Origin of the sequence: Alcanivorax sp. 24, assembly GCF_004360225.1 — a bacterium.
In the GTDB taxonomy this organism is placed as follows: Bacteria; Pseudomonadota; Gammaproteobacteria; order Pseudomonadales; family Alcanivoracaceae; genus Alloalcanivorax; species Alloalcanivorax xiamenensis.
On record NZ_SNUA01000003.1, the window covers coordinates 343,250 to 367,332 of the forward strand.

The window sequence follows — 24,083 nt, forward strand, 5'->3', positions numbered from 1 at the left end:
CACTCTCTTATAGCCCCTGCTTCCGGGGGCGCGAACCAAGGAGAGACACCATGGCAGGAAAGTTTGAGCTGGATAAAGCGAGCAACGGGCAGTTTATCTTCCGACTGAAAGCCGCCAACGGTCAGGTCATTCTCGGCAGCGAGCAGTACACCACCAAGGAGGCCTGCAAGAACGGCATTGAGTCGGTACAGAACAATGCCGCCAAGGACGAGCGTTATCAACGCAAGGAAGCCAAGGACGGTCGTCATTATTTCAATCTGCTGGCCGGCAACCATCAGGTCATCGGTACCAGCCAGATGTACAAGGACACCGGCGGCATGGAAAACGGTATCGACTCGGTAAAGACCAACGCACCGGGCGCAGCCGTGGACGATCTCACCGACTGAAGTACAGGGGCGGCGGTCGCCGCCCCTTTATACACCCAGCGCCGTGGCCCGGTTCAGGCCTCGCGAGGCCAGGATTCGCGCAACCCCACGGTGCGATTGAAGATCAGGCCATTCTCGTCGCTGTCCGTGTCGACACAGAAGTACCCCTCCCGCTCGAACTGATAGCGGGTTTCCGGCAATACCCCTTTCAGGCCTGGCTCCACCACGCAGTGATCAAGCACCTGCAGGGACGCTTCGTTGATGTGATCCAGGAAATCCTCGCCCTCGCCCACGCGGGTCGGCATCGGCACCTTGAACAGACGGTCGTACAAACGCACCTGGCATGGCAGCCCCAGAGGGGCGCTGACCCAGTGGATAACCCCGCGCAGTTTACCCTGCCCTTCATCATTCTCCGGGTTCTTGCCGAGCGTGTCCGGATCATAGCTGCAGTGGACCTCGACAATCTCCCCGGCAGAGTCACGCACCACCTCCTCGGCACGCACCACATAGCCGTAGCGCAACCGCACCCGATCCCCGAGCACCAACCGCTTGTACTTCTTGTTGGCTTCCTCGCGAAAGTCCTCACGGTCGATATAAACCTGGCGGGTCAGCGGCATTTGCCGGGTGCCCATGGTTTCGTTCTGCGGGTGCACCGGCGCCTGCAGCCATTCGGTCTTGTCCTCAGGCCAGTTGCGGATCACCAGCTTGAGCGGGTTAAGCACACAGAAGGCCCGGGGCGCATGCTGATTGAGGTCGTCGCGCACCGAGTCTTCCAGAATCGACATGTCGATCACCGAGTCCGCGCGGCTGACTCCCAGATTCTCGCAGAACCCGCGAATCGATGCCGGCGTGAAACCACGGCGGCGCAGACCGCTGAGCGTGGGCATGCGCGGATCATCCCACCCGGCCACATGGCCTTCGTCCACCAGCTGTTTGAGGCGGCGCTTGCTGGTCACCGTATAGTTGAGGTTGAGCCGGGCGAATTCGTACTGACGCGGCTGCGCCGGCACCTCCACGTGCTCCACCAGCCAGTCGTACAGAGGACGATGATCCTCGAACTCCAGGGTGCAGAGACTGTGGGTGATGCCCTCGATGGCGTCCGACAGCGGATGGGTAAAGTCGTACATCGGGTAGATGACCCACTTGTCACCGGTCTGGTGATGCGTTTTTTTGCGCACCCGGTACAGGATGGGGTCACGCAGATTGATGTTGGCGCTGGCCATGTCGATCCTGGCCCGCAACACCGCCTCGCCTTCCTCGAAACCGCCGTCCCGCATGCGCTCGAACAGCGTCCGGTTCTCTTCCACGGACTGCTCCCGGTGCGGGCTGTTCTGGCCCGGCCGATTGTAGTTACCGCGCATTTCCGCGATTTGCTCCGGGCTCTGGGTGTCCACATAGGCCAGGCCCTTGTCGATCAACTGCAGCGCATATTGATACAGCTGGTCAAAATAGCCGCTGGCGAAACGCACCGGTCCGGTCCACTGGAACCCGAGCCACTCCACGTCCCGCTGGATGGAGACGATGTACTCCTCCTCCTCCTTCTCCGGATTGGTGTCGTCGAAGCGCAGATGGCAGGCGCCACCATAGCTTTCGGCAATACCGAAATTCAGGCAGATGGACTTGGCATGGCCAATATGCAGGTAGCCATTCGGCTCCGGTGGGAACCGGGTCACCACCCGGCCGTCGTTTTTACCTTCGGCGAGGTCACGATCGATGATCTGTCTGATAAAATTACTGGGCGCTTTCACGTCACTCATTAAGCCGCCTGCGGCTGAAATACGGGGGGCATTAGTGTACAGTGCGCCCCTTTACAGTCAAAGACTCAGGAGCCGGTCGAAACGCCCCCAGACGCGCCAGACCTTCCGGCTCCCACCAAGGAGAACTCCATGAAAGTGGTGCTGACGACCACCTACGGCAAGATCACTCTGCAACTGGATAGCGAACGTGCGCCGAAAACCACGGAAAACTTCCTCTCATATGTCCGGGAAGGGTTCTATGACGGCACCATTTTTCACCGCGTCATCGGCAACTTCATGATCCAGGGCGGCGGTTTCACCACGCAAATGGAACAAAAGCCGACCCAGGCGGCGATCGAGAACGAAGCCGCCAACGGCCTTTCCAACGAAATCGGCACCATCGCCATGGCGCGCACCTCCGACCCGCATTCCGCCACCGCTCAGTTTTTCATCAATGTGGCGGACAACCACTTTCTGGACCAGGCCCGCTCCCCGGACGGCTGGGGCTACGCGGTGTTCGGTAAGGTCGTGGAAGGCATGGAAACGGTGGAAAAGATCAAGGAAGTGCCCACCGGCCGCAGTGGTTTCCACCAGGATGTGCCGCAGGATCCGGTGCTGATCGAATCCGCTCAGATCATCGAGGACTGATCCATGCGTCTGCTGATCGCTCTGTCCGTCCTGCTGATAAGCTCCCTGACCTGGGCCGCCAACCCTCAGGTACGCCTGCAGACGTCCATGGGTAACATCACCATCGAGCTGTTCCCGGAACAGGCGCCCGAAACGGTGGAGAACATTCTGCGCTACGTGGACGAAGGCTTCTACGACGGCACCGTGTTTCACCGCGTGGTACCGGGATTCGTGATCCAGGGCGGCGGTTTTGACCGCGATCTGCAGCAGAAGAAAACCCACGCTCCGATCAAGAATGAGGCCGACAACGGTCTGAATAATGAGCGCGGCACCCTGTCCATGGCCCGCACGTCCAACCCTGATTCCGGCACGTCCCAGTTCTTCGTCAACCTGAAGGACAACGCCATGCTCGACCACACCGCTCCGACCCCGCGTGGCTGGGGTTACGCGGTGTTCGGCAAGGTGGTGGACGGCATGGACACGGTGGACCGGATCGCCAAGGTGCGCACCGGCGTCGGCCGCCTCAACGGCGCCCACAGCGTCCGCGACGTGCCCAGCACCCCGGTGATCATCGAGCGGGCGGTACGCCTGGATGAAGACAGCCAGGCCGACTGAGCATCATGAGCTATACGCTGTTTATCTCCGATCTGCATCTGGACCCGGCGCGACCGGAACATCTGGCCGCCCTGGAACAGTTACTGGAAGAACACGCCGGCAAGACCGATGCTCTGTATGTGCTCGGTGATCTGTTCGAGGCCTGGATCGGCGACGACGACGATGCCCCCTTCAACCGCCGGGCCATCGACGCCTTCCGTCGCTTCAGTGATACCGGCAGCGCCCTCTATTTCATGCACGGCAATCGCGATTTCCTGCTCGGCGAACAATTCGCCGCCCAGTGTGGTGGCCAGTTGCTGGATGAAGGCACCGTGGTGGATTTGTACGGAACCCGCGCTCTGCTCATGCACGGCGACAGCCTGTGTACCCTGGATACCGCCTATCAGCAGTTCCGCGCGCTCGCTCGCAATCCACAATGGCAACAGGCAATGCTGGCCAAGCCCCTGCAGGAACGCCGAGCCATCGCCCAGGGCATGCGCATGCAGAGCCAGGGCAACAACGCCAACAAGGCCGAAAACATCATGGACGTGACCCCGGAGGAAGTGGTCCGGGTGATGGAGGAAGCCGGCGTCCAAAACCTGATCCACGGCCACACCCACCGCCCCGCGGTCCATGAGGTTCCCCTCCCCAACGGCACCGGCACCCGCTGGGTACTCGGCGACTGGGGCGATCTGGGCTGGTGGATCATTGCCGATGAGACGGGACTGCGGCTGGAAAGTTGGGAAATCAGTAGAGACAGTTGACAGTTGATAGTGGACAGCTGACAGCGAGAAAAACAAAAAAGCCCGATCCTTAGCCGCTGTGGGAAGCTTGCTTGCAAGCGAATGGGCTTCACTTCAGCGGCTGGTAATATTCGCTTGCAAGCAAGCTTCCCACAGCGGCTCAGTCCAGCTTTGATCCTGGAACGCCGGAATGAAAGCGGAAGGCCTCATCCGGCTCCTCGATCAGTTCCTCTTCCTTCTCCTTAAAGAACGCCACCCGGTCCTCGATGTCCGTGTCGCTGTAGCGGCGGGCGAGGTCAAGGTAATCCTCGAAATGGCGGGATTCGCTTTTCAGCAGGTAGCGGTAGTAACGGCCCAGCTCCTCGTCCACATGGGGAGCCAGCGCGGCGAACCGTTCGCAGGAACGGGCTTCGATCAGGGCACCGATGATCAGCGTATCCACCAGCCGGCCCGGCTCGCTGGTGCGCACATGACAGCGTAGCCCCTGGGCATAGCGTGACGGTGACAGGTGGTCGTACCGCACGCCGCGCTCGCGCATCAGTTTCACCACCTGTTCAAAATGCAGCAATTCTTCCCTGGCCAACTGGCTCAAAGTATCCAGCAGTTCCGGCCGGTCCACGTAGCGGAACATCAGATTGAGGGCCGTTGAGGCAGCCTTCTTCTCACAATGGGCATGGTCGATCAGCAGCAGATCGGGGTTTTCCAGCGCCCAGTCGATCCAGGCCCGGGGCGTGGCACACGGCAAAAAGGCTTGCAGGGCGGATATGTCGGTCATGGCTTCCTCGTTTGGTCCGGCGGCGATTATAGCGGCCCGCCGGCGGGCAAGCACGCCGGACGCCGGACGCCGGACGCCGGACGCCGGACGCCGGACGCCGGACGCCGATAATGAAAAGCCCGACCCTTCGCCCTGGCAAGCCTTGAAAACGCTTATTTATGTCCGCAATGCTCCAAGATGCGATGTTCTAAAGTGTCTGGCATCTGGCGTCCAGCGTCCGGCGCTTCCTTTCCCCTCTGGCGTCCCGCGCCCAGCGCCGTATACTTGCCTGCCATGGGACGTCGAACCAATCCACGCATACAAAAACTGAAAGGGAATCTGGTGGTGGCCGGATTGCGCCTGCTCGGCCTGTTGCCTTTCGGGCTGAACCGGGCTCTCGCCACCGCCGTGGGCCGCCTGCTCGCGGCCCTGCCCACCGAGGCCCGGCGCGTCACCCGGATCAATTTATCGTTGTGCCTGCCGAATCAGCCGGACCCGGATCAACTGGTCAGGGATTCCCTGGTGGAAACGGTGAAAAACACCTTCGAAATCGCCCTGTTCTGGCGCCGCCCGGAGGAAGGCCTGGAGCGGGTGGTGTCCGTGGATGGCGATGGCCCGCTGCGCGAAGCAGTGGACGCTGGTCAGCCGGTGCTGATCCTGGCACCGCATATCGGCTGCTGGGAAGTGCTGAATTTCTGGCTGGCACGGGACTTTCCGCTGCATGTGATGTTCGCCCCTTCCGGCATGGCCGAGGTGGATGATCTGATCAAAAAAGGCCGCGAGCACTTCGGCTCCACCATGTACCCGGCCAGCGCCCGCGGCGTCGCCGGTCTGGTGCGAGCCATGCGCAAGGGGGCGATGACCGCGATTCTGCCGGATCAGGTGGCGGATCGCCGCAGTGGCCGGTTCGCTCCGTTTTTTGGCCAACCCGCCTACACCGGCACCCTCAGTTGCAAACTGGTGCAACAAACCGGCGCCCGGGTGTTCATGGCCTGGGCCTGCCGTCTGCCCGGCACCGGCGGTTTCGAAATCCGTGTGCGCCCGGCCCACCAGGACATTCACGACGGCGATCTGGATCACGCGCTGAAGGCCATGAACCAGTCCATCGAAGCGCTGATTCTGGAGGAACCATCCCAGTATCTATGGAGCTACAAGCGCTTTCGCCGCCAACCTCCTGGCGGTACGCTGCCGTACTAGGGAACCTCTGAAAATGTCATGCCGGACTCGATCCGGCATCTCCCTCTACCACGCCATACGCCCTGCGGAGGGAGTTCCCGGGTCAAGCCCGGGATGACGGGGTGTTTTGCAGAGGCACCCTAGTTTTTCGCCCCCACCTCCAGCGCCGCTTGCGACGCCGCCCGTCGCAACCCGCGAGCCAGATCGGCATCGTCAGTAGCGCGCGACAGCACCAGCGCCCCCACCAACGTGGACAGTACCGCCATCGCCTGCTGTTGGCGCTGCTCTTCGTAATCGCCAGCGCATAATCCGGCCACGAAATCCAGGAAGGTCCGCAAATTATCGGTAAACGCTGCTTTCAGTGCCTCCGGCTGGCGGGCCGCGTCCACCGCCAGCGCCGCCAGTGCGCAGCCGTCTTCCGGGTGTTGCTGGTGATAGCGCGACAGATAATCACCGACAAGATTTCGCAAAGCCTCTTGCCGAGGCTGCTCCGCCAACGGACGCCAGCGTTCCAGATTGTACCGCTGAGCCCGGTTCAAGGCCTGCACGGCCAGATCCAGCTTTGACTCGAACTGCCCGTAGAATCCGCCCCGGGTCAGCCCCGCCGCCTTCATCAGGTCGTTCAGGCCAACACCGTCAAACCCTTTCTCGCGGAACAATTGCCCCGCCGTTTCGATGACCCGCTCACGGTTCTCTTCGGCCTGAGCCCGGGTGACCCTCATGATCCATCCTCCTTGCCACGGAGCGAAAATCGCCCCGGCCATCAGTTTGAAAGTGCTTGACGAATTTTAAATGATGAGTGACATTTATTCAAACATGTTAGTCATCATTTAACCGGCTCGCCACGCCGAGCCCTCTTCGAGGAGGTCCCATGCCCACTCCACAACAGCCAAAGTCCATACCACCGGCCCTCATCAGCGCATTCGCGGTGCCGGAGCGTCCGCCCTTGATGCCCCATGAACAGGAACGGCTCGACGGCGGCGAAAAAAAAGTTCACTCCACCGCCATGGGCACCCTGGTGAGCTGGACCTTCGGCGTCGGCCCCCGGGTGGTTCTGGTGCACGGTTGGAGCAGCCGCGCCGCGCACATGCTGGGCTTCGTCGATCCGCTGCTCGCCGCCGGATACAGTGTCTCGCTGTTCGACGGGCCGGCCCATGGCGACGCCAGTGGTGACCGGGCCAGCGTGGTGCATATGGGCGAAGCGCTGCTGGCACTGACCCGGGAATGGGCACCCGTGCATGGTGTACTCGCCCATTCAGTAGGCTCCGCCGCCGCCCTGTGGGCGTTTCATCGTGGATTGAACGTTCACGCCAGTGTCCACCTGGGCGGCCCTGTCTCGTTGTCGGCCATGGTGCGGCGACTGGCCACCGGCTTGGGGCTGGATCAGGCGAGTACCGCCGCTTTCGAAAAATGGGTGGAGGACTTCATCGGTCACCCGTTGACGGCGTTGGATCTTGAGGCCTTGAAGGATGGCCTGCGTCACCCCGGATTGATCGTGCATGATCCGGAAGATGACACGGTGCCGTTCAGCGCCGCCGACACCCTGCATCGAAACTGGCCGCAATCCGAACTGATCCGCGCCGACCGGCTGGGGCACCGGCGTCTGCTGCGGGATCCGGCGATGATTAGGCTTTGCAGCGACTTCATCGCCACCGCCGGCTTCCGGGAAATGGCGCGGGTGAACACGGGAGCTGAAGCGTGACCGGCCCGATATCCGAGGATGGAAACCCTCTCGCCCCTGCTCTGGAAGTTACTCGAGAATTCAGTGGTAACTTATTGATATTACTTGCTGGCCTTGCGGCCATCGGCACTCTTTCCACCAATATTATTCTGCCTTCCTTTACCTCCATGGCCACCGACATCGGCGTGCCGGCTCGGGATCTGGGGCTGCTGTTGTCGAGTTTTTTTGCCGCTTTCGCCATCGGCCAGCTATTGGTCGGCCCGTTATCTGATCGATACGGCCGCCGCCCTCTGGTGGTATTGGGGTTGGCGATATTCATCGCAGGCAGCCTCTGGTGCAGCCGGGCTGATAATATGAACGGATTGATCGTGGGCCGGGTGATTCAGGCCCTCGGAGTATGCGCGGCCTCGGTTCTGTCCCGCGCCATCGCCCGAGATTTGTTTGACGGTGAAGTTCTGACCCGCGCCCTGGCGTTAACCATGGTGGCGATGGCCGCGGCCCCCGGCTTCTCGCCGTTGCTGGGCGGCGCTCTGGAGCAGGCTCTGGGCTGGCGTGCCAACTTCCTGATGGTGGCCGTGCTTGGCGCCGTCCTGATCCCTCTTTATTTGTCAGGCGCCGGTGAAACCCTGCCACCGTCTCACCGCAACCGCAAAGCGCTGACCGCCGCCGCGCCGGGTTACCTGCGCCTGCTGTTCGATCCGCGGTTTCTGCTGCCCGCCCTCGCGGTGAGCCTGGTGATCGGAGGCCTGTACGGTTTCTTCGCCGCGGCCCCCGCGATTCTGATGGGGCACCTCGGGCTCAGTGCCTTGCAATTGGGGTGGTTCTTCGCCGCCACCGTGTTCGTGGTGTTTGCCGCGGGTTTCCTGGCCCCTCGTTTCGCCCGGCGATTCGGCACCGTTCCGATGGGGCTGGCGGGCATTCTCATCGCCCTGATCGGCGGTCTCGCTCTGCTGCCCAACCTTGCCGGGGGTCTAGTTCCGTTCTCCCTGGCAATCGCCGTCTTTCTGTTCGGCATGGGGTTGATCAATCCACTCGGCACCGCCCTTACCCTGCATCCCTTCCCCGACCGGGCCGGACTGGCTTCGGCGTTACTCGGCTGTCTGCAAATGAGTTGCGCGGCGGCGATAACAGCACTCACCTCGGCACTGCCGTTGCCGCCGGTAACGGCTCTGGGGACGATTCTGGCCTCTGTCTCGGCGCTGGCTCTGGCGGCGTTTCTACTGTACCGGAATCGAGTGACAGCCAGTTAATTCAGGACACGATGCGCCTGCATGCCGATTCGCTGCCAAGGCAGCTTCCCACAGGGGGCCACGGAGCCGCTGTGGGAAGCTGCCTTGGCAGTGAATGGGTTTTTGACTTTGATCCGGCCTCCGAGCCGCGCTTCCAGTGATTACGAACATTCATACCATGAATGGCCACAGGCCCCGTTTGGCTTAACAGATGATGGGGTTTCCGCTATACTCCGCCCGCAATTCCGACCCCCAGAGACACCCTAACCAGCTGATTTTCAAAAGAAATTGGCCAAGACGAAACGAGGGATACGCTGTGCTAGACGCCTATCGCAAACATGTCGAAGAGCGCGCCGCCGAAGGTGTGCCGCCCAAGCCGCTGAACGAGCAGCAAGTTGCCGAACTGGTTGAACTGCTGAAAACCCCGCCGGCCGGCGAAGAGGAGTTCATTCAGGATCTGTTCGTCAACCGCGTTCCGCCGGGCGTGGACCAGGCCGCATACGTCAAGGCCGCGTTCCTGACCGCGATCATCAAAGGCGAAGCCAGTTCCCCCCTGATCGACCGCAAGCGCGCCGTTCAACTGCTGGGTACCATGCAGGGCGGTTACAACGTCGCCACCCTGGTGGAAGCGCTGGACGACGCCGAACTGGCGGAAATCGCCGCCAACGAACTCAAGCACACCCTGCTGGTGTTCGATGCCTTCCACGACGTGGAAGACAAAATGAAAGCCGGCAACGCCAAAGCCAAGGAAGTGATCGAGTCCTGGGCCGAAGGCGAATGGTTCACCAAGCGCCCGGACCTGGCGGAGAAAATGTCTCTGACCGTCTTCAAGGTCACCGGTGAAACCAACACCGACGACCTGTCCCCGGCCCAGGACGCCTGGAGCCGCCCGGACATCCCGCTGCACGGCAACGCCATGCTGAAGAATGCCCGTGAAGGCATCTTCCCGGAAAAAGACGGCGAAATCGGTCCGCTCAAGCAAATGGAAGAACTGAAGGCCAAAGGCCTGCCGGTTGCTTACGTGGGCGATGTGGTCGGTACCGGTTCCTCCCGTAAGTCCGCCACCAACTCCGTGCTGTGGCACTTCGGTGAAGACATCCCGTATGTGCCCAACAAGCGCGCTGGCGGCGTTTGCATCGGCGGCAAGATCGCTCCGATCTTCTTCAACACCATGGAAGATTCCGGTGCCCTGCCGTTTGAATGCGATGTTTCCAAAATGGAAACCGGCGACCAGATCGACGTCTACCCGTTCGCGGGCAAGGTCGAGAAAAACGGCGAAGTGATCGCCGAGTTCGAACTGCGCTCCCAAGTGCTGCTGGACGAAGTACGCGCCGGTGGCCGTATCAACCTGATCATCGGTCGTGGCCTGACCACCAAGGCTCGCGAAGCGCTCGGTCTGGCACCGTCCGAACTGTTCCGTAAACCGGAGCAACCCGGTGATTCCGACAAGGGTTACACCCTGGCCCAGAAGATGGTCGGCAAGGCCTGTGGCATGGAAGGCGTGCGCGCCGGCATGTACTGCGAGCCGAAGATGACCACCGTGGGCTCCCAGGACACCACCGGTCCGATGACCCGTGACGAACTGAAAGACCTGGCCTGTCTGGGCTTCCAGGCGGACCTGGTGATGCAGTCCTTCTGTCATACCGCCGCTTACCCGAAACCGGTGGACGTGGAAACCCAGCACACCCTGCCCGACTTCATCATGAACCGTGGCGGTGTGTCTCTGCGTCCGGGCGACGGCATCATCCACTCCTGGCTGAACCGCATGCTGCTGCCCGACACCGTGGGCACCGGCGGTGACTCCCACACCCGTTTCCCCATGGGCATTTCTTTCCCGGCCGGTTCCGGTCTGGTGGCGTTCGCCGCCGCCACCGGGGTTATGCCGCTGGACATGCCGGAATCGGTGCTGGTTCGCTTCAAGGGCAAGCGCCAGCCGGGCATCACCCTGCGTGACCTGGTCCACGCGATTCCGCTCCAGGCCATCAAGGAAGGTCACCTGACCGTTGCCAAAGCCGGCAAGGTCAACGTGTTCTCCGGCCGCATCCTGGAAATCGAAGGTCTGGAAGATCTCACCGTGGAACAGGCGTTCGAACTGTCCGACGCTTCCGCCGAGCGCTCCGCCGCGGGCTGTACCATCACCCTGTCCGAAGACAGCGTGACCGAGTACCTGAAGTCCAACATCACCATGCTCAAGTGGATGATCGCCAACGGTTACGGCGACGCCCGTACCATCGAGCGCCGTATCCAGGGCATGGAAGAGTGGTTGGCCAACCCGAGCCTGATGCGTGCCGACGCCGATGCTGAGTACCACACCGTCATCGAGATCGACATGGACCAGATCAAGGAGCCGGTACTGTGCTGCCCGAACGATCCGGACGACGCCAAGACCCTGTCCGACGTGGCCGGCGCCAAGATCGACGAAGTGTTCATCGGTTCCTGCATGACCAACATCGGTCACTTCCGCGCCGCCGGCAAGCTGCTGCAAAAAGTGGAAAGCGGCACCATGCCGACCCGTCTGTGGATCGCGCCGCCGACCAAGATGGATCAGCGCCAGCTCACCGAAGAGGGTTACTACAACATCTTCGGCAGCGCCGGTGCCCGCACCGAGATGCCGGGTTGCTCCCTGTGCATGGGGAACCAGGCCCGGATCGCGCCGAAGTCCACCGCGGTGTCCACCTCCACCCGGAACTTCCCCAACCGTCTGGGCCAAGGCGCCGATGTTTATCTGGCGTCCGCGGAACTGGCGGCGGTGGCTTCCATTCTGGGCAAGCTGCCGACCGTGGAGGAGTACATGGAATATGCGGATACCATCGATTCCATGTCCGATGAGATCTACCGCTACCTGAACTTCGACCAGATGGACGAGTATCAGGAAGTGGCGGATACCGTGAAGATCCCGGTGGCGCAAGCCAGCTAAAGGGAACCTTCCCGTTGTAAAAAAGCCCGGCCTTCGCGCCGGGCTTTTTTTGTCCGCTCATAAAGTGTCCGCGGAAATTTACCTTGAAAACGGATTATTGCTCCCAGTGGCATCCCACCTTCAACGGAGTATGATGATTTTTTTGATCTTTTGAACGCTTGCGCCAGGAGCTTTTTTCTTGCCTGACAGTACATCGGGCCAACGCCGCCCGGACCAGGACGGCCTGCCCACCGAGCAACGGCGCTGGGCCATGTTCGCCATCGTGGTCAGCGTCGGTCTGGCGGTGCTGGACAGCAACATCGTCAACGTGGCTCTGCCTTCCATTGCCCGGGATCTGGAGATCAGTCCGTCGCAATCGGTGTGGATCGTCAATGCCTATCTGCTCGCCGTCGCCACCACGCTGCTGCCGCTGTCCTCGCTCGGCGACATCGTGGGTTACCGCCGGGTCTACCAGACCGGGCTGGCGGTGTTCACCATCGCTTCCCTGGTGTGCACGCTGGCGGATTCCCTGGTGACACTCACCGCCGCCCGCTTTTTTCAGGGGTTGGGAGCGGCCGGCGTCATGAGCGTCAACGCGGCTCTGGTCCGCTTTATCTATCCGTCACGTTTATTGGGCCGGGGCATCGGCCTGATCGCCATGGTGGTGGCGTTATCCTCGGCGGTCGGCCCCACGGTGGCCTCCGGCATTCTGTCGATGGGGTCCTGGTCCTGGCTGTTCGCGGTGAACATCCCACTGGGCTGTCTGGCCTTCGTGCTGGCCCGCCACAATCTTCCCGAAACCGGACAGGCCCCACGCCGCTTCGACTGGGGCAGCGCGCTCCTCAATGCGCTGGGCATTGGCTTGCTGGTCATGGCGGTGGACAGCCTTGCCCACGGCATGGGCGGCACCCTGGCGGCCCTGGCGCTGGCCGCCTCGTTGGTGGTGATCGCCCTGCTGGTCCGCCGGCAGTTGTCCCAATCCTCACCGCTGTTGCCGGTGGATCTGCTGCGTATTCCGCCGTTTGCCCTGGCCATTGGTACCTCGTTTTGCGCCTTCACCAGTCAGATGGCGGCGTTCATCGCCCTGCCCTTTTATCTTCATGACATACTCGGTTACAGCGCGGTGGAAACCGGGCTACTGATGACCCCGTGGCCCGCGGCCGTGGCGGTCACCGCCCCCATCGCCGGACGGTTGGCGGATCGCTATCCGATTGGCGTGCTGTGTTCGATGGGGTTGCTGCTGAAAGTGGTGGGACTGGTGTTGCTGGCCTTACTGCCGGAGCAACCGCCGTTGCCGGCGCTGCTCGGCGCCATGGCGTTGTGCGGCATTGGTTTTGGACTGTTTCAGGCGCCCAACAACCGCGCCATGATCGGCTCCGCGCCGCGGGAGCGCAGCGGCGGCGCCGGTGGCATGCAGGGCACCACCCGTCTGATCGGGCAGACTCTGGGCGCGGCGCTCACGGCTTTGGTGTTCGGGCAATTGGCGCACGGCATTACCCCGGCATTGTTCATGGCCGCCACGTTCTCCGGTGTCGCCGCGATCATTAGTCTGTTTCGGATCCGCTACACGCCCAGGCCGTAATCACGAGCCACTCAGGCCGACAGCGCGCGCCAGGTCACGGCCACCAGTTCATCCAGGTGCGAGGTTGGGGCGGCAGCGCTGTCCGACGCCAACCAGGCCCGACACAACAACTGGGCCGGTCCCAGCAAGGTGGCCACCACCACCTCCGGTGACACCGGTTTGAGAGTGCCTTCCGCAACGTGCCGCCGTACCCAGGCGGACACCGTCGACATCAGCGCGGTATTGGCCTGATCCACCTGACGGGCCAGATCCCCGCCCCATCCGGTATAGCCACGTTCGGACAGGAACCGGGCCCGATCCCGGTTTCGTTCGGTCCATTCCAGGTGGTAACGCAGTACCGCCGCCACGCTCTCTCGAGCTCCGCCACTTTGCTTCAGTTGTTCCGCCAAGCCGTTCTGATAGTCCTGGATCCCCTCCAGGTAGACCGCCTCGCACAGGCTCTGTTTGTTGGCGAAGAAGTGAAACAGGCTGCCATTACTCACTTCCGCGCGCTCACGAATCGCCTGCAAGGTGGCACTGGCCACACCTTTTTCCACGAAAGTGGCCAGCGCGGCGGCAACAATCTTGTCACGTGTGTCCGAACTCGGCATTCCCAACCCTCGGCAGTGGGAAATGGAAGTAGAAGGTGCAGAGAGGCAAGCACCCTAATGCGATTCACGATAACGCACAACCTGAGTGGATTGACGCCATTAGAGTATAACTCTAGAGTAATACTCTGTTTCTGGTGCCGCTATTCCGGCGGTACCCCGAACCAGGGAGTTTCTCTCCATGCACGCGTCTTTGCAGCAAGCCCGGCAGGTCCTGGCCGAGCAAGCCTTCAGCACCCTGTTGGGAACGGAGTTACTGGAATACCAGCGCGAGAAAGCGGTTCTGCGCCTGCGGGTCAAGGACGATCTGCGTCAACAATATGGCTTCGTCCACGGCGGCGTCCTGAGCTATCTGGCCGATAACGCGCTGGCATTCGCCGGCGGCACGGTCCTGGAACCCTTGGTGTTTTCCTCGGAATTCAAGATCAACTACCTGCGCCCCGCCGGCGGCGACACCCTGCTGGCGGAGGCCTCGGTGATTCACGCCGGCCGTAATCAGGCCGTGGTCCGTTGCGACATCTACGATTGCCGCGGGGAGCAGCGCAAGCTGTGCGTGGCAGCCCAGGGCACCATCGTGCGCAGTCCACCGCCCGCCGGTTGAGGCCGGAGTCGAGCTCTGGGCAGACAGCTAACGCCAGGGAGAATCGCCGCTTTTGACCAACAGTTGCCAGACCCGCGCCGCCGCGTCGGACAATGGATGTGAGCGCAGCCGGCAGGCACTGACATCCACCCGTACACCGGTGTCCAGAGGCAGGGTCACCAGATGCCCCGAGGCGATATCCGCCTCGATCAGCAAATCCGGCGCCACCGTCACCGCCTGGCCGGCCCGGCACAATGCCAGACAGGAACTGATCGCCGCCATCTGATATTCAGCGCCCTTACGTTGTTCCAACAAGGTCTGGAACCAGGGCGCCAACCGCTGACGATAGTCCACCGGCACCCTGGGCAATGCCCAGGGCATGCGGGCCATGAACGCCTGTGCCGCGACCGGATCCTCGGTGACCGGCGCTTTCTGCTCGCGAACCCAGGCCGCCGGCGCCACCGCCCTCAACGGCAAATGACGTAACGGCTGAACCACGGTGTCGGCCTGATCCGCCAGGGTCTCCAGTTGCGGGCGATCATAGACCAGGAAGTCGTACCGGTAGGCATAAAGGCCTTCCTGCAAGGCATCAAACTGATCCGCATGCAGGTCCAGCCGAATACTACTGCCCTCACGACGTAACGGTCCCGCCAGACTCTGCCCCAGAATGTCCGGCGCGAAGGGCCCGCAACCGATCCGCACCACGCCACTGCGTCCTTCGTGGAAACGGGTCACCAGCAGATCCAGGCCGGCCACTTCGTCGAGCACCCTGCCCGCCTGCTTGTACAACGTCCGGGCCAGGTCGGTGGGGCGCAGGGAGCGGGTGTGTCGTTGGAACAGAGCACCGCCGAGACGCGCTTCCAGCTTACCGAGACTGTGGCTCAGGGCCGGTTGTGACATCCCCAGGGCACGCGCCGCCGCCGACAGGCTGTCGTGCTCGTACACCGCCCGGAATTGAACCAGCTGCTGCAGGGGCCACATCGGCGCTCTCCTTGTTGTCATCCGGCCATCTTGGAACATTCATAAATAACAAGAATGGATTTATTCACCCTGTTTATCAATGATCCCGGCATACTCCGGTCATCCAATAACCAATAACAGGGCACATCATGACCGGACCGGATCGGCGCACCGTTCTCAAACACCTGGCCTTGGGGGCCGCCGCGCTGGGAGTCAGCCGCCCCGCCGGCGCCCGCGCTCCCTCGCCGACCGGCGGTGACCGGCCGCTTAATGTACTGCTGCTGGTATCGGACCAGGAACGCTCCTGGATGGATCTGCCGGCGGAGCTGGATCTGCCGGCGCATCGGACCCTGCTCGCCGAGGGCGTGGGCTTCAACCAATATCACGTGAACACCTCGCCGTGTTCTCCGTCACGTTCGGTGATGTACACCGGGCAGCACACCATGCGCACCAGCATGACCGCCAACCTGCATGCGCCGCCGTTCCCCACGCTGAATCCGGACCTGCCCACGGTTGGCCACTTCTTTCAGGAAATGGGCTATCACACCGCCTACAAAGGCAAGTGGCATTTATCCGACATCGAGGACGGCCCGGGTTTGCTCTATGGCAGCTACCCCAGCCGCGACAAGGCCCTGGAGGAACATGGCTTTCATGACTACAACCTAACCGGCGATGTGCACGGCTCGGTATGGCAGGGTTATCTGGCCGACCGCATGGTGGCCGGCGAGGCCAGCCACTGGCTGGCCCGGCGCAGCCACCAGTTGGACAAGCCATGGATGCTGGCGGTGAACTTCGTCAATCCCCACGACATCATGTTCTTCTCCAGCGGCGCGCGACAGGAACAATCACGAGTCAATCCGGACTTCATGGCACCGCTGCGGCCGCCGCCCAACGACCCTGTGTACGAGGCGGACTGGCGCCATATTCCGCTGCCGCGTTCCTTCCATCACGCCAACCTGATGGACAAGCCCTGGTGCCACCGCTCCTACGCCCAGGTCCTCGACGCCATTTATGGCCGCATCGATAAACAGGACGAGGCCGCCTGGCGCGCCAACCAAAGCTACTACTTCAACTGCATCCGTGATGTGTCCCGCCAGGTGGAACACGTACTGCGGGCCCTTAAGGTCAGTGGCCAATGGGACAACACCATCATCGTCTATACCGCTGACCACGGCGAAATGGCCGGCGCCCAGGGACTGCGCCAAAAGGGCCCGTTGATCTACAAGGAGAACAGCCGCGTTCCCCTGATCATCCGTCATCCGGATGTGCGGGGTGGACGCCGGGTGGACAATCTCGGCAGCACCGTGGATCTGCTGCCCACCCTGGTGGGGCTCGCCAGCGCGGGCAAACACAAGAGCGATACGCCGGGAGTGGACCTGAGCCCGGCGCTCAACGGCAAAACCACCGAACGAGACGATCGGGGCGTGCTGTTCGCCTATGGCGTGCTGCTTTATACCGATCCGGAAGCCACCCGGCGGCTGGCCAAAGAAGGGGATGAGATCACCCCCATGGCCATGCTCGCCGACTTTTTCAAGCAACTGCGCCTGGGCCCCGAATTGGGTAATCGGGGCCTTCATAGGGGGGTGCACGACGGCCGCTATAAGTTCGCGCGCTATTTCAGTCCCGACAGCCATCACACGCCGACGGACTGGGAAACGCTGCGAGCGCATAACGATCTGGAGTTGTATGACACTCATACCGATCCGGATGAGCTCAACAATCTCGCGGCCGACCCGGAGAAGGTAAAGCCTCTGCTGATGGCCATGAACGAAAAAACCAACCAATTGGTGGCCGCCGAAATTGGCAAGGACGAAGGCCAGGAATTCCCCGGCCCGACCTTTCTTTACCGACTTTGACGGAGAACAACACCGCGGCTCCCCCGCGGTGCTTTTTATGGCGGTCCCATGTGAAACGGCATGGGACCGTTTTTTTTATTCGCCGTGATATCAGAGCAAAATGGGATTGCCCTCCATCAGAGACGCGGATCTGTACGGGGGGCTTCCGGGAACGCCGTGAATACATCCTTGTAGGCTCCCGGTTTGACGTCCCTGTCAAACCGGGTCCCGGAAGCCCCCCGTACAGATCCGCTTCGAGTGAATCCCAACATCTGGGGTCCCAAGCACGACGAACCTTGCGGAATGAGGAGATCGCTCCATCTCTTCCATCGTCGCCGCTGAGAGGCTTGTTAAGAACACCAATGCTTGCCCGTCACCTCGAAGCTGGGCTGCGTTATACCTTTGCGGGACCCTGCTTCACGACGTTCCCGCAAAGGTATAACGCAGCCCAGCGTCCCTGATGGAGGGAAGTTTTCGCGCCGCGACCATCACCTTTAAAATCGCTCCCGGCTTTTAACCGGCTCGTTCCTGCTCCCGTCCCCAATAGAAGTCCTCCCGCCAATAACGGAACTTGCCGAAATCGCCGTGATTCCGCGGCACGCTGTCGTCGTTGGCGGGAAACACTTTCAGGTAGGCGTTGCCGGCATCACGGTAAAACGGCAGCAGGTGACGGGCATTGGTCCAACGGCCGGAACGGCGGTCCAGCATATGATCCGGTTGCGTCAGCATGTCATCCAGCCATACCAGCAAACTGCCGTTAGGAATCAGGAAGTAGCCGCGCACTTCCCTTTCTTCGCTGGTGGGATGCAAGACCAGATTATAGAACGCCACGTCCGGATCATCGGCGTGCGCCTTCAACCAGGGATAGGTTTTGTCGATCCAGTTGCGGCTGCTGTCGGCGGCCCCCATATGGATGATGGTTTTATACGGCAGTTGCGGGTACAGAGACACCAGCTCGTTGGCGACGATGGCGCCCATGCTGTGCCCCACCAATGTGATTTCCATGGTCATACCCGCCGGTAAACGCCGGTTCAGCTCATCAAGACGCCGTGCCAGCACCGCCACCACGCCATTGCCTTCCACCGCGCAATCCTCACCACAATAATCCTCGTTGTAGCCGAGCACATCCGCTTCCATGGTGGTGAGATGTTTGGTGCGGCGCAGCATCATACTCCAGGCCGGTGTCCCCAGACCCTGCACCGCCGGCGTGGTTACCAGACGGACCACGCCCGGCACCACCTGCCCGGTGCGATACAGCGTCTGGTCCAGGAAGGAATAGGGCTCGCTCTCCGGCCAGTACAGGGCCTCATCGTCCTGATAATCAGGCCGGTCCCGATCCATGCCGCGCTGCCTGGCGTCGGCGGCGGCGATGCTGTTGGCGGTCACGTCCCAACCGGTTTCCGGAAATTTCACCAGACCGCTCAAGGTGTCGCTCAGGGTATAAACCGTGCCTCGCACCGGGGCCATCGGACCACGGGCAACGCCACCGTTACGCACCGAGGTGAAGCGGTCCCAGAACGAGACAAAGGCACCGGAGCGCCAACTGACATAGAGTGGATAGAAACCGTCACACTCCATCTCCGCCAGATAACGGTCCAGGCGTTCGTCGTTATAACTGGGGTGATTAAGGCCGCCATGGAAGAACAACAACACCTTTAGAGTGTCACCGTCCCGCCCTTTTTCCTGCCGGGCTCGCTCCAGCATTTTTGCTTCAATGTCATCAAGCAGTGCTTGATAGCGGGCGTACAGATTACGGTTCCCCGCCCCGTCCACGACAGCGCCGCGACGCTCGGCCTGGAACCGGTCCATGGATTTGAAGTTGGCCTGCTGATGTGAATACGGATCATAGGCTCCGTTGAGGTCGCTGCCGATATGGTGCAACCGTTTGGGGTCGTTCTGATCATATTGGGGTTTGGGAAAAAGCCGGGCACAGCCGGAGACCATCATCAGGCTGGCGGCAAACAGCAACACACCTGACAAACGGGCCCGGCCCGTCACACTGGGGGTGGCTGGCATATTGAAATCCTTATGTGTTGTTATTTGGTTTTGGTCATTCCCGCCCTGAATAGAGCACGGATAAAAATGTGACGTCAATCACAAAATCAGCGTTCCCCGTGGCCCAGCAACGCGGTCGCCTCACGGCCGGCCAGTGCCAGAAGACAGCCGCCACCGACCAGTAGATACAGATAAAAGGTCATGAACCGCCACACCAGCAACACCGTGGCGGTGGTCATGGTTCCCAGCCAGGGGGCCAGCAAAGCGGCACCGGCCACCTCCGCTCCGCCGGCGCCACCGGGTAGCAGAGTCAGGTAACCCGCCCCCATCGCCATCATCTGCACAAAAAAACCGTATACCCAGTCCACATGCTTACCCAATGCCAGCACAGTGAGATAGATCACCGAATACCGCAGCAGCCAGTGCGTCAGGCACAGGCCGAACAGCGCCATCAAACGGCGGCGCGGCACTCGCAGGGTTTCCGCCATGCTCTGGCGAAAGCGCAGCAACGCGCGGGCCAGGGCACGCCGCCGCCGCAACGGCACCTGCCAGCGTTCCAGCCAGGGGTCGGTGAAGCGCAGGATATCACTGAACCGGTTCGCCACCGCCCAACACAGCAGCAGTGCCAGACCCAGCAATACCATCGGCAATGCCAGTTGCCACCAGCCCTCAAGATCCAGATAACGGCTCAGCCCGTACAGAGCCACCGTCGGCAGCAGTACCAGAAACACCACCAGGTCAGTGATCTGATCCACCGCGAACACCGCCGTGGCGGTGGCCGGTGTCACCTGATAACGACGCAATAGCGCCACCAGCGTAAAGGGCGCGCCACTGCCGCCGGGGGTGGCATTGAGCGCGCATTCAGTGGCCATCACCGTGGCGAGAGCACCGCCGTGGCCCAGGCCCTCGGCGCGATCCGCCAGCATAATGCGCAATCGCCAGGCATTGAGGTTCCAGCACAGGAAGATCATCGCCACCATCAGCAGCAACCAGGCCGCCGGAATATGCGTCAACCCATGAAAGGCACCCGCGCCCCCCAGCACCAGCGGCACCAGCGCCCCCAATCCCAGGGCCAGGAGCAACAGCCACCAGCGGCGCCTCACGGGGCCTCCCCGGTCAGTTCGTCAATCCATTGGGATTTGGTCAACGCCCGGCGACATCCGGCCAGCCGCTCAATGGCGGCGATCCAGGCGCGCCGTGAACGTGAATGGCGCATGTCCACTGGGTGCACCGCCAAGCGCAATACCGGTGAAGCATGGTGCATCCACTCGCGCATCCGATTGACGCCCTGGAACAGCCCGCGCCGCCATGGTGATCGGGCTGACCACACCAGCGTTGGCGTCGGCAGAAACAGGTCGCTGGCGGGATAATGGAAACCGTCCCGATCCGTCCAATAAGCGAATCCGGCTTCGGCGATGGCGGCGCGTGAACCAGCGCTGGTCATCCAACCCGGAGGCACGAAGCCACGGGACCACCAACCGAGCTGATGAAACATCGCCAACCCCCGCTGTATTCGCACCGCCGCCGCTCGCCGGTCCAGGGCCGCGAACTCACCTTCATGCGTCAACAAACGCCGGCGCACCCAGTCCCCCGGCGTCGCCGGAGGGGGACTGTCGTCATGGTGGTAGTAGCCATGCAGTACCAGTTCGTCACCACGCCGGCGGCGCTGTTCCAGTGCCTGACAAAACCGCTTGTCCTCGATAAAGCCCCCGCCGCCATGGAAGTCCGGCACCACCAGCAAAGTCAGCGGAATCCGCGGGTGGCGCTCAAGGGCGCGCAGCAACGGCTGATAATCCGGCCAGGTGGCCGGACACACATCGTGCAGCGATAGCAGAAAGGCGCTGTCCGGCTGGTGGTCAGGTTTGTGGGCCATGGTGCTCCGATATCCGTGTTTCAGGACGGGCGCCAACCAGTCGCTGGTAATGGCGCACCAGACTGTCCACCACCTTGTCCCAACCGTGCTCCACCTCCACGTGGCGTCGCGCTCGCTCACCCATGGCTACCGGGTCAAGTTCCCCGAACAGGGCCCGCACCGCCGCCGCCATGGCCTCCCCGTCATGGGGCGGCACTCTTATTCCACACTCCTCCGGCACCACTTCCGGCAAGGCACCGCCATCGGCACAGATCACCGGGATTCCGGAGGCCATGGCCTCGAGCGCGACCAGCCCGAAGGTTTCCTGATCCCCGGCGTGCAGCAGCACATCCGACGACGCCAGCCAGGCCGCCACTTCCGTCGCCGGCAGAAACCCCTCGAATACCGTGGTGTTACCCGGTGCCTCCGGCTGCGCTCCGGTACCGATCAGCAACAGGTGATAACCGGAGCCCAGCTTCCGCATGGCATCGAACAACACTGGCAGATGCTTCTCCTGGGAGCCGCGACCGGCGAACACCAATAAACGCTCGTGTTCGCCGAGCCCCAGACGCGCCCGAGCCAACGGGTCGGCCCGGTTGGGATGAAAAACGTGAGCGTCCACGCCCAACGGCTGGATTTCCACATTGTGCAGACCACAGTCCCACAGCCGTTCGGCCATCACCCGGGACGGGCTGAGCACCAGATCGAAGCCGTCGTAAAGCTTTCTGACGTAGGCACGGGAGGCCCCGTCCAGTATCGGACTGATGCGGTTGTGCAGAAGCGTGATCAAATCGGAGTGGTAAAAGGCCACCGCCGGCACGTCCAGCAAGCGCGCTGCCTGGCGGGCCGACCAGGCCGGTGTGTAGGGGTCGCCGGCCTCGATCAGGTCCGGTTGCAGGCCGGCGATAATATGACTCCACAGCCCGACCCGGGTGGGAAAGCGGAAACCCGGCGCCATTGGCAGGTTGAGCGCCGGCAGTTGAATCAAATCACCCTGCAGCACTGTCTCCGCCCCCGGGTACACCACCTTGTGTTCGATGTCCCTGGCCAACAGTCCCTTGCGCTTGCTGTCCACATAGGTGTGTACCCCGCCGCTGGACTGCGCGTAAAACAACGTGGTATCGACGACTCTCAAGCGTGACTCCTTTCTCTCGCCTGTAATGAGCGCCCCGGGACCGGACCGGTTTGTGACCCGGTAATGACCCGGGGGTTTCAATATTGTGATAGGGCTAACGGCGCGGCCGTTCAATAGAAAAGGAGAAAAAATTTCACAGGCCCGCGAATTCCCTGGGGTCGCGGTGGTAAAGGGTTGTAAAACGGGGTCAGCGGCCGCGCAGCGGGTCCTGCCGGTAGAACAGAGTCAACTGGCCATAGACCTCCGGCAGGATCTGTTCGAGGGGCTCCGGCGTTTCGAAAAAACTTTCCGTGATGACCGCGAAAAACTCTCCCGGATCCCGCAGGGCGTAGGGATCGAGAAAGGGCTCCCCCTCCCGCTCGGCGTTTTCCAGCGCGCTCCAGGCGCGAGTGAAGGTGTCGTGCCAGACCCGGGCGTCCATGCCGTGATGCAGTGGCGGCGCGCCGTTGGCCGCGCCATTGCGCATATCCAGTTTGTGCGCCATCTCGTGCAGCACCACATTGAAGCCCGGCTCCGACGCCGCCGCCTGCACATCCTGCCAGGACAGCAGCACCGGTCCCCGGTCCCAGGCTTCCCCGGCCAGCACCCTCCCCTCACTGTGAACGATGCCGAACTCGTCCATCTCGTCGCCGGGCGTGACGAAGGCGTCCTCGTAGACAATCACCGTGTACCAGCCGTCGTACCAGTCCAGGTCCAGCCCCATGATCATCACCACCGCCATGGTGGCGATCTTCAGTTGCATGGCCGGCGTCACCTGGAAATCACCGCCGCCCCGAAACTCCTTGCGCAGCAGGAAGCGCAGCGTCTGTTGGAACAATCGCTCGCGCCGCTCCCCCTGGTAACGTCGCGCTGGTGCCCAATCAGCAATGGCGTGCTCCCATTGTTCCCGGGTCACCGGCAAACGGGCCAAACGTCGGTTTTCCAACCACAGACGGGTACGGTCGAACATGCGAGGTCCAGCAGGCAGAACAGGATCGCGCGGCAGCGCTCAGGCAGCTTGCCCCGTTCCCACGACACGTACAAGCATGGAACGATTGCAGGCTGTTTCAGAGCGCCGGCACGCCGATTCGCTGGCAAGCCGGCTTCCCACAGCGGCTTCGTGGATTGTTCCGTGGGAGGCCGGCTTGCCAGCGAATCGGTCTGGCCTGTTGCAAGGCAGCGGTTCATGAGCAGCGATTGTGGTGCTGCCCTCTCCGCCTCCTGCTACACTTCGTTCCTGCGTCCATACTGACGCTTGTTCCGCTTTTATCCCTGGGAGAGAAAACGATGGTGTTGTCCATGGCCGTGCCTTTAGTGCTGCATATACTGGCGGCGGTGATTTGGGTCGGCGGCATGTTTTTCGCCTACATGGCTTTGCGCCCCGCCATGGGTGCCACTCTGGATCCGGAGTCCCGGCCACGCTTGTGGCTGCACACACTGGACCGTTTTTTCCACTGGGTATGGGGTTGCGTGGCGGTGTTGTTGATCACTGGCCTGTGGATGGTGTTCGGTGTCTATGGAGGTATGGGTTCCACTGGCGCCTATGTGCATACCATGCTGGCGCTGGGCCTGGTAATGATGGCGCTGTTCGCCCACGTTTACTTTGCTCCGTTCCGCCGTCTGCGCCAGGCGGTGACAGTGCGTCACAACGCAGACGCCGCCTTTCAGATAGGACAGATCCGGCGCATTGTCGGCATCAACCTGCTGCTGGGGCTGCTGGTGATCAGCATCGCCGCCGCCGGACCCTATTTCTAAGAGCCTGTTCACGATCTTTACG

22 protein-coding genes are annotated in these 24,083 nt (G+C 62.0%); 12 read left to right on the plus strand and 10 right to left on the minus strand.

Translation table 11 applies throughout. The features are described 5' to 3' along the window. Window positions 1-50: 50 nt before the first annotated feature. On the plus strand, window positions 51-386 hold the full coding sequence (locus E0L37_RS06435; protein WP_133490934.1) for a YegP family protein: 336 nt from the start codon (window positions 51-53) through the stop codon (window positions 384-386). A 53-nt stretch (window positions 387-439) separates the two neighbouring features. Here the strand turns inward: E0L37_RS06435 and E0L37_RS06440 are convergent, their stop codons facing one another. After that, window positions 440-2,122, minus strand: coding sequence for a glutamine--tRNA ligase/YqeY domain fusion protein (locus E0L37_RS06440; RefSeq protein WP_133490935.1), 1,683 nt, complete (start codon window positions 2,120-2,122; stop codon window positions 440-442). Window positions 2,123-2,251: 129 nt separating this feature from the next. Between E0L37_RS06440 and E0L37_RS06445 the strand changes: the two genes are divergently transcribed. Genes E0L37_RS06445 through E0L37_RS06455 form a run of 3 tightly spaced genes read left to right on the plus strand, consistent with a single transcriptional unit; the run spans window position 2,252 to window position 4,086 of the window. Further along, window positions 2,252-2,749, plus strand: coding sequence for a peptidylprolyl isomerase (locus E0L37_RS06445; RefSeq protein ID WP_133490936.1), 498 nt, complete (start codon window positions 2,252-2,254; stop codon window positions 2,747-2,749). A 3-nt stretch (window positions 2,750-2,752) separates the two neighbouring features. Continuing rightward, entirely contained in the window at window positions 2,753-3,343 is a 591-nt protein-coding gene (locus tag E0L37_RS06450) for a peptidylprolyl isomerase (protein WP_133490937.1), read from the plus strand. A gap of 5 nt (window positions 3,344-3,348) precedes the next feature. Next, entirely contained in the window at window positions 3,349-4,086 is a 738-nt protein-coding gene (locus tag E0L37_RS06455; RefSeq protein WP_133490938.1) for a UDP-2,3-diacylglucosamine diphosphatase, read from the plus strand. A 139-nt stretch (window positions 4,087-4,225) separates the two neighbouring features. On the opposite strand, the gene E0L37_RS06460 is transcribed toward E0L37_RS06455, so the two are convergent. Then, window positions 4,226-4,840 (minus strand): tRNA-(ms[2]io[6]A)-hydroxylase, encoded by a 615-nt coding sequence (locus tag E0L37_RS06460; RefSeq protein WP_133490939.1) that lies wholly within the window; start codon window positions 4,838-4,840, stop codon window positions 4,226-4,228. A 273-nt stretch (window positions 4,841-5,113) separates the two neighbouring features. On the opposite strand from E0L37_RS06460, the gene E0L37_RS06465 reads away from it, so the two are divergent. After that, on the plus strand, window positions 5,114-6,016 hold the full coding sequence (locus E0L37_RS06465) for a lysophospholipid acyltransferase family protein (protein WP_133490940.1): 903 nt from the start codon (window positions 5,114-5,116) through the stop codon (window positions 6,014-6,016). 119 nt (window positions 6,017-6,135) lie between these two features. On the opposite strand, the gene E0L37_RS06470 is transcribed toward E0L37_RS06465, so the two are convergent. After that, window positions 6,136-6,717 carry a TetR/AcrR family transcriptional regulator gene (locus tag E0L37_RS06470; RefSeq protein WP_133490941.1) on the minus strand — a complete coding sequence of 194 codons (582 nt, stop codon included), beginning with the start codon at window positions 6,715-6,717 and terminating at the stop codon, window positions 6,136-6,138. Window positions 6,718-6,866: 149 nt separating this feature from the next. On the opposite strand from E0L37_RS06470, the gene E0L37_RS06475 reads away from it, so the two are divergent. From E0L37_RS06475 to E0L37_RS06490, 4 genes are all read left to right on the plus strand, one after another. Continuing rightward, window positions 6,867-7,697, plus strand: coding sequence for an alpha/beta fold hydrolase (locus E0L37_RS06475; RefSeq protein ID WP_133490942.1), 831 nt, complete (start codon window positions 6,867-6,869; stop codon window positions 7,695-7,697). After that, entirely contained in the window at window positions 7,694-8,926 is a 1,233-nt protein-coding gene (locus tag E0L37_RS06480) for a multidrug effflux MFS transporter (protein WP_133490943.1), read from the plus strand. The genes E0L37_RS06475 and E0L37_RS06480 overlap by 4 nt, the downstream gene beginning before the upstream one ends. Window positions 8,927-9,221: 295 nt before the next feature. Continuing rightward, window positions 9,222-11,822, plus strand: coding sequence for a bifunctional aconitate hydratase 2/2-methylisocitrate dehydratase (acnB, locus tag E0L37_RS06485; RefSeq protein WP_133490944.1), 2,601 nt, complete (start codon window positions 9,222-9,224; stop codon window positions 11,820-11,822). Between the two features lie 178 nt (window positions 11,823-12,000). Then, entirely contained in the window at window positions 12,001-13,383 is a 1,383-nt protein-coding gene (locus tag E0L37_RS06490) for an MFS transporter (protein ID WP_236564088.1), read from the plus strand. Between the two features lie 11 nt (window positions 13,384-13,394). Here E0L37_RS06490 and E0L37_RS06495 read toward each other — a convergent pair whose 3' ends face one another. Further along, the gene (locus tag E0L37_RS06495) at window positions 13,395-13,973 is read right to left on the minus strand and encodes a TetR/AcrR family transcriptional regulator (protein ID WP_133490945.1); all 579 of its coding nucleotides are present in this window, start codon (window positions 13,971-13,973) and stop codon (window positions 13,395-13,397) included. Window positions 13,974-14,151: 178 nt separating this feature from the next. On the opposite strand from E0L37_RS06495, the gene E0L37_RS06500 reads away from it, so the two are divergent. Further along, complete coding sequence (locus E0L37_RS06500; RefSeq protein ID WP_133490946.1) at window positions 14,152-14,571, plus strand: PaaI family thioesterase; 420 nt, start codon at window positions 14,152-14,154, stop codon at window positions 14,569-14,571. Between the two features lie 27 nt (window positions 14,572-14,598). On the opposite strand, the gene E0L37_RS06505 is transcribed toward E0L37_RS06500, so the two are convergent. Next, entirely contained in the window at window positions 14,599-15,531 is a 933-nt protein-coding gene (locus E0L37_RS06505; RefSeq protein WP_133490947.1) for a LysR family transcriptional regulator, read from the minus strand. Between the two features lie 128 nt (window positions 15,532-15,659). On the opposite strand from E0L37_RS06505, the gene E0L37_RS06510 reads away from it, so the two are divergent. Then, the gene (locus E0L37_RS06510) at window positions 15,660-17,366 is read left to right on the plus strand and encodes a sulfatase-like hydrolase/transferase (RefSeq protein WP_133490948.1); all 1,707 of its coding nucleotides are present in this window, start codon (window positions 15,660-15,662) and stop codon (window positions 17,364-17,366) included. Between the two features lie 492 nt (window positions 17,367-17,858). Here E0L37_RS06510 and E0L37_RS06515 read toward each other — a convergent pair whose 3' ends face one another. From E0L37_RS06515 to E0L37_RS06535, 5 genes are all read right to left on the minus strand, one after another. Further along, window positions 17,859-19,361, minus strand: coding sequence for a hypothetical protein (locus E0L37_RS06515; RefSeq protein ID WP_133490949.1), 1,503 nt, complete (start codon window positions 19,359-19,361; stop codon window positions 17,859-17,861). Between the two features lie 86 nt (window positions 19,362-19,447). Continuing rightward, a complete protein-coding gene (locus E0L37_RS06520; protein WP_240687433.1) occupies window positions 19,448-20,443 on the minus strand; it encodes a lysylphosphatidylglycerol synthase transmembrane domain-containing protein in 996 nt (331 codons plus the stop codon). Continuing rightward, on the minus strand, window positions 20,440-21,213 hold the full coding sequence (locus tag E0L37_RS06525; RefSeq protein ID WP_133490950.1) for a DUF2334 domain-containing protein: 774 nt from the start codon (window positions 21,211-21,213) through the stop codon (window positions 20,440-20,442). The genes E0L37_RS06520 and E0L37_RS06525 overlap by 4 nt, the downstream gene beginning before the upstream one ends. Continuing rightward, complete coding sequence (locus E0L37_RS06530) at window positions 21,197-22,327, minus strand: glycosyltransferase family 1 protein (RefSeq protein WP_133490951.1); 1,131 nt, start codon at window positions 22,325-22,327, stop codon at window positions 21,197-21,199. Before E0L37_RS06530 ends, E0L37_RS06525 begins: the two co-directional genes overlap by 17 nt. A gap of 187 nt (window positions 22,328-22,514) precedes the next feature. Continuing rightward, entirely contained in the window at window positions 22,515-23,276 is a 762-nt protein-coding gene (locus tag E0L37_RS06535; protein ID WP_133490952.1) for a zinc-dependent peptidase, read from the minus strand. A 329-nt stretch (window positions 23,277-23,605) separates the two neighbouring features. Between E0L37_RS06535 and E0L37_RS06540 the strand changes: the two genes are divergently transcribed. Then, on the plus strand, window positions 23,606-24,061 hold the full coding sequence (locus tag E0L37_RS06540) for a CopD family protein (RefSeq protein ID WP_133490953.1): 456 nt from the start codon (window positions 23,606-23,608) through the stop codon (window positions 24,059-24,061). Window positions 24,062-24,083 lie beyond the last annotated feature (22 nt).

What these genes read in the sequence shown, in the direction of transcription:
- E0L37_RS06435 (WP_133490934.1), top strand. Translation starts at nt 51, where the DNA reads ATGGCAGGAAAGTTTGAGCTGGATAAAGCGAGCAACGGGCAGTTTATC.
- E0L37_RS06440 (WP_133490935.1), bottom strand. Translation starts at nt 2,122, where the DNA reads ATGAGTGACGTGAAAGCGCCCAGTAATTTTATCAGACAGATCATCGAT.
- E0L37_RS06445 (WP_133490936.1), top strand. Translation starts at nt 2,252, where the DNA reads ATGAAAGTGGTGCTGACGACCACCTACGGCAAGATCACTCTGCAACTG.
- E0L37_RS06450 (WP_133490937.1), top strand. Translation starts at nt 2,753, where the DNA reads ATGCGTCTGCTGATCGCTCTGTCCGTCCTGCTGATAAGCTCCCTGACC.
- E0L37_RS06455 (WP_133490938.1), top strand. Translation starts at nt 3,349, where the DNA reads ATGAGCTATACGCTGTTTATCTCCGATCTGCATCTGGACCCGGCGCGA.
- E0L37_RS06460 (WP_133490939.1), bottom strand. Translation starts at nt 4,840, where the DNA reads ATGACCGACATATCCGCCCTGCAAGCCTTTTTGCCGTGTGCCACGCCC.
- E0L37_RS06465 (WP_133490940.1), top strand. Translation starts at nt 5,114, where the DNA reads ATGGGACGTCGAACCAATCCACGCATACAAAAACTGAAAGGGAATCTG.
- E0L37_RS06470 (WP_133490941.1), bottom strand. Translation starts at nt 6,717, where the DNA reads ATGAGGGTCACCCGGGCTCAGGCCGAAGAGAACCGTGAGCGGGTCATC.
- E0L37_RS06475 (WP_133490942.1), top strand. Translation starts at nt 6,867, where the DNA reads ATGCCCACTCCACAACAGCCAAAGTCCATACCACCGGCCCTCATCAGC.
- E0L37_RS06495 (WP_133490945.1), bottom strand. Translation starts at nt 13,973, where the DNA reads ATGCCGAGTTCGGACACACGTGACAAGATTGTTGCCGCCGCGCTGGCC.
- E0L37_RS06500 (WP_133490946.1), top strand. Translation starts at nt 14,152, where the DNA reads ATGCACGCGTCTTTGCAGCAAGCCCGGCAGGTCCTGGCCGAGCAAGCC.
- E0L37_RS06505 (WP_133490947.1), bottom strand. Translation starts at nt 15,531, where the DNA reads ATGTGGCCCCTGCAGCAGCTGGTTCAATTCCGGGCGGTGTACGAGCAC.
- E0L37_RS06510 (WP_133490948.1), top strand. Translation starts at nt 15,660, where the DNA reads ATGACCGGACCGGATCGGCGCACCGTTCTCAAACACCTGGCCTTGGGG.
- E0L37_RS06515 (WP_133490949.1), bottom strand. Translation starts at nt 19,361, where the DNA reads ATGCCAGCCACCCCCAGTGTGACGGGCCGGGCCCGTTTGTCAGGTGTG.
- E0L37_RS06525 (WP_133490950.1), bottom strand. Translation starts at nt 21,213, where the DNA reads ATGGCCCACAAACCTGACCACCAGCCGGACAGCGCCTTTCTGCTATCG.
- E0L37_RS06535 (WP_133490952.1), bottom strand. Translation starts at nt 23,276, where the DNA reads ATGTTCGACCGTACCCGTCTGTGGTTGGAAAACCGACGTTTGGCCCGT.
- E0L37_RS06540 (WP_133490953.1), top strand. Translation starts at nt 23,606, where the DNA reads ATGGCCGTGCCTTTAGTGCTGCATATACTGGCGGCGGTGATTTGGGTC.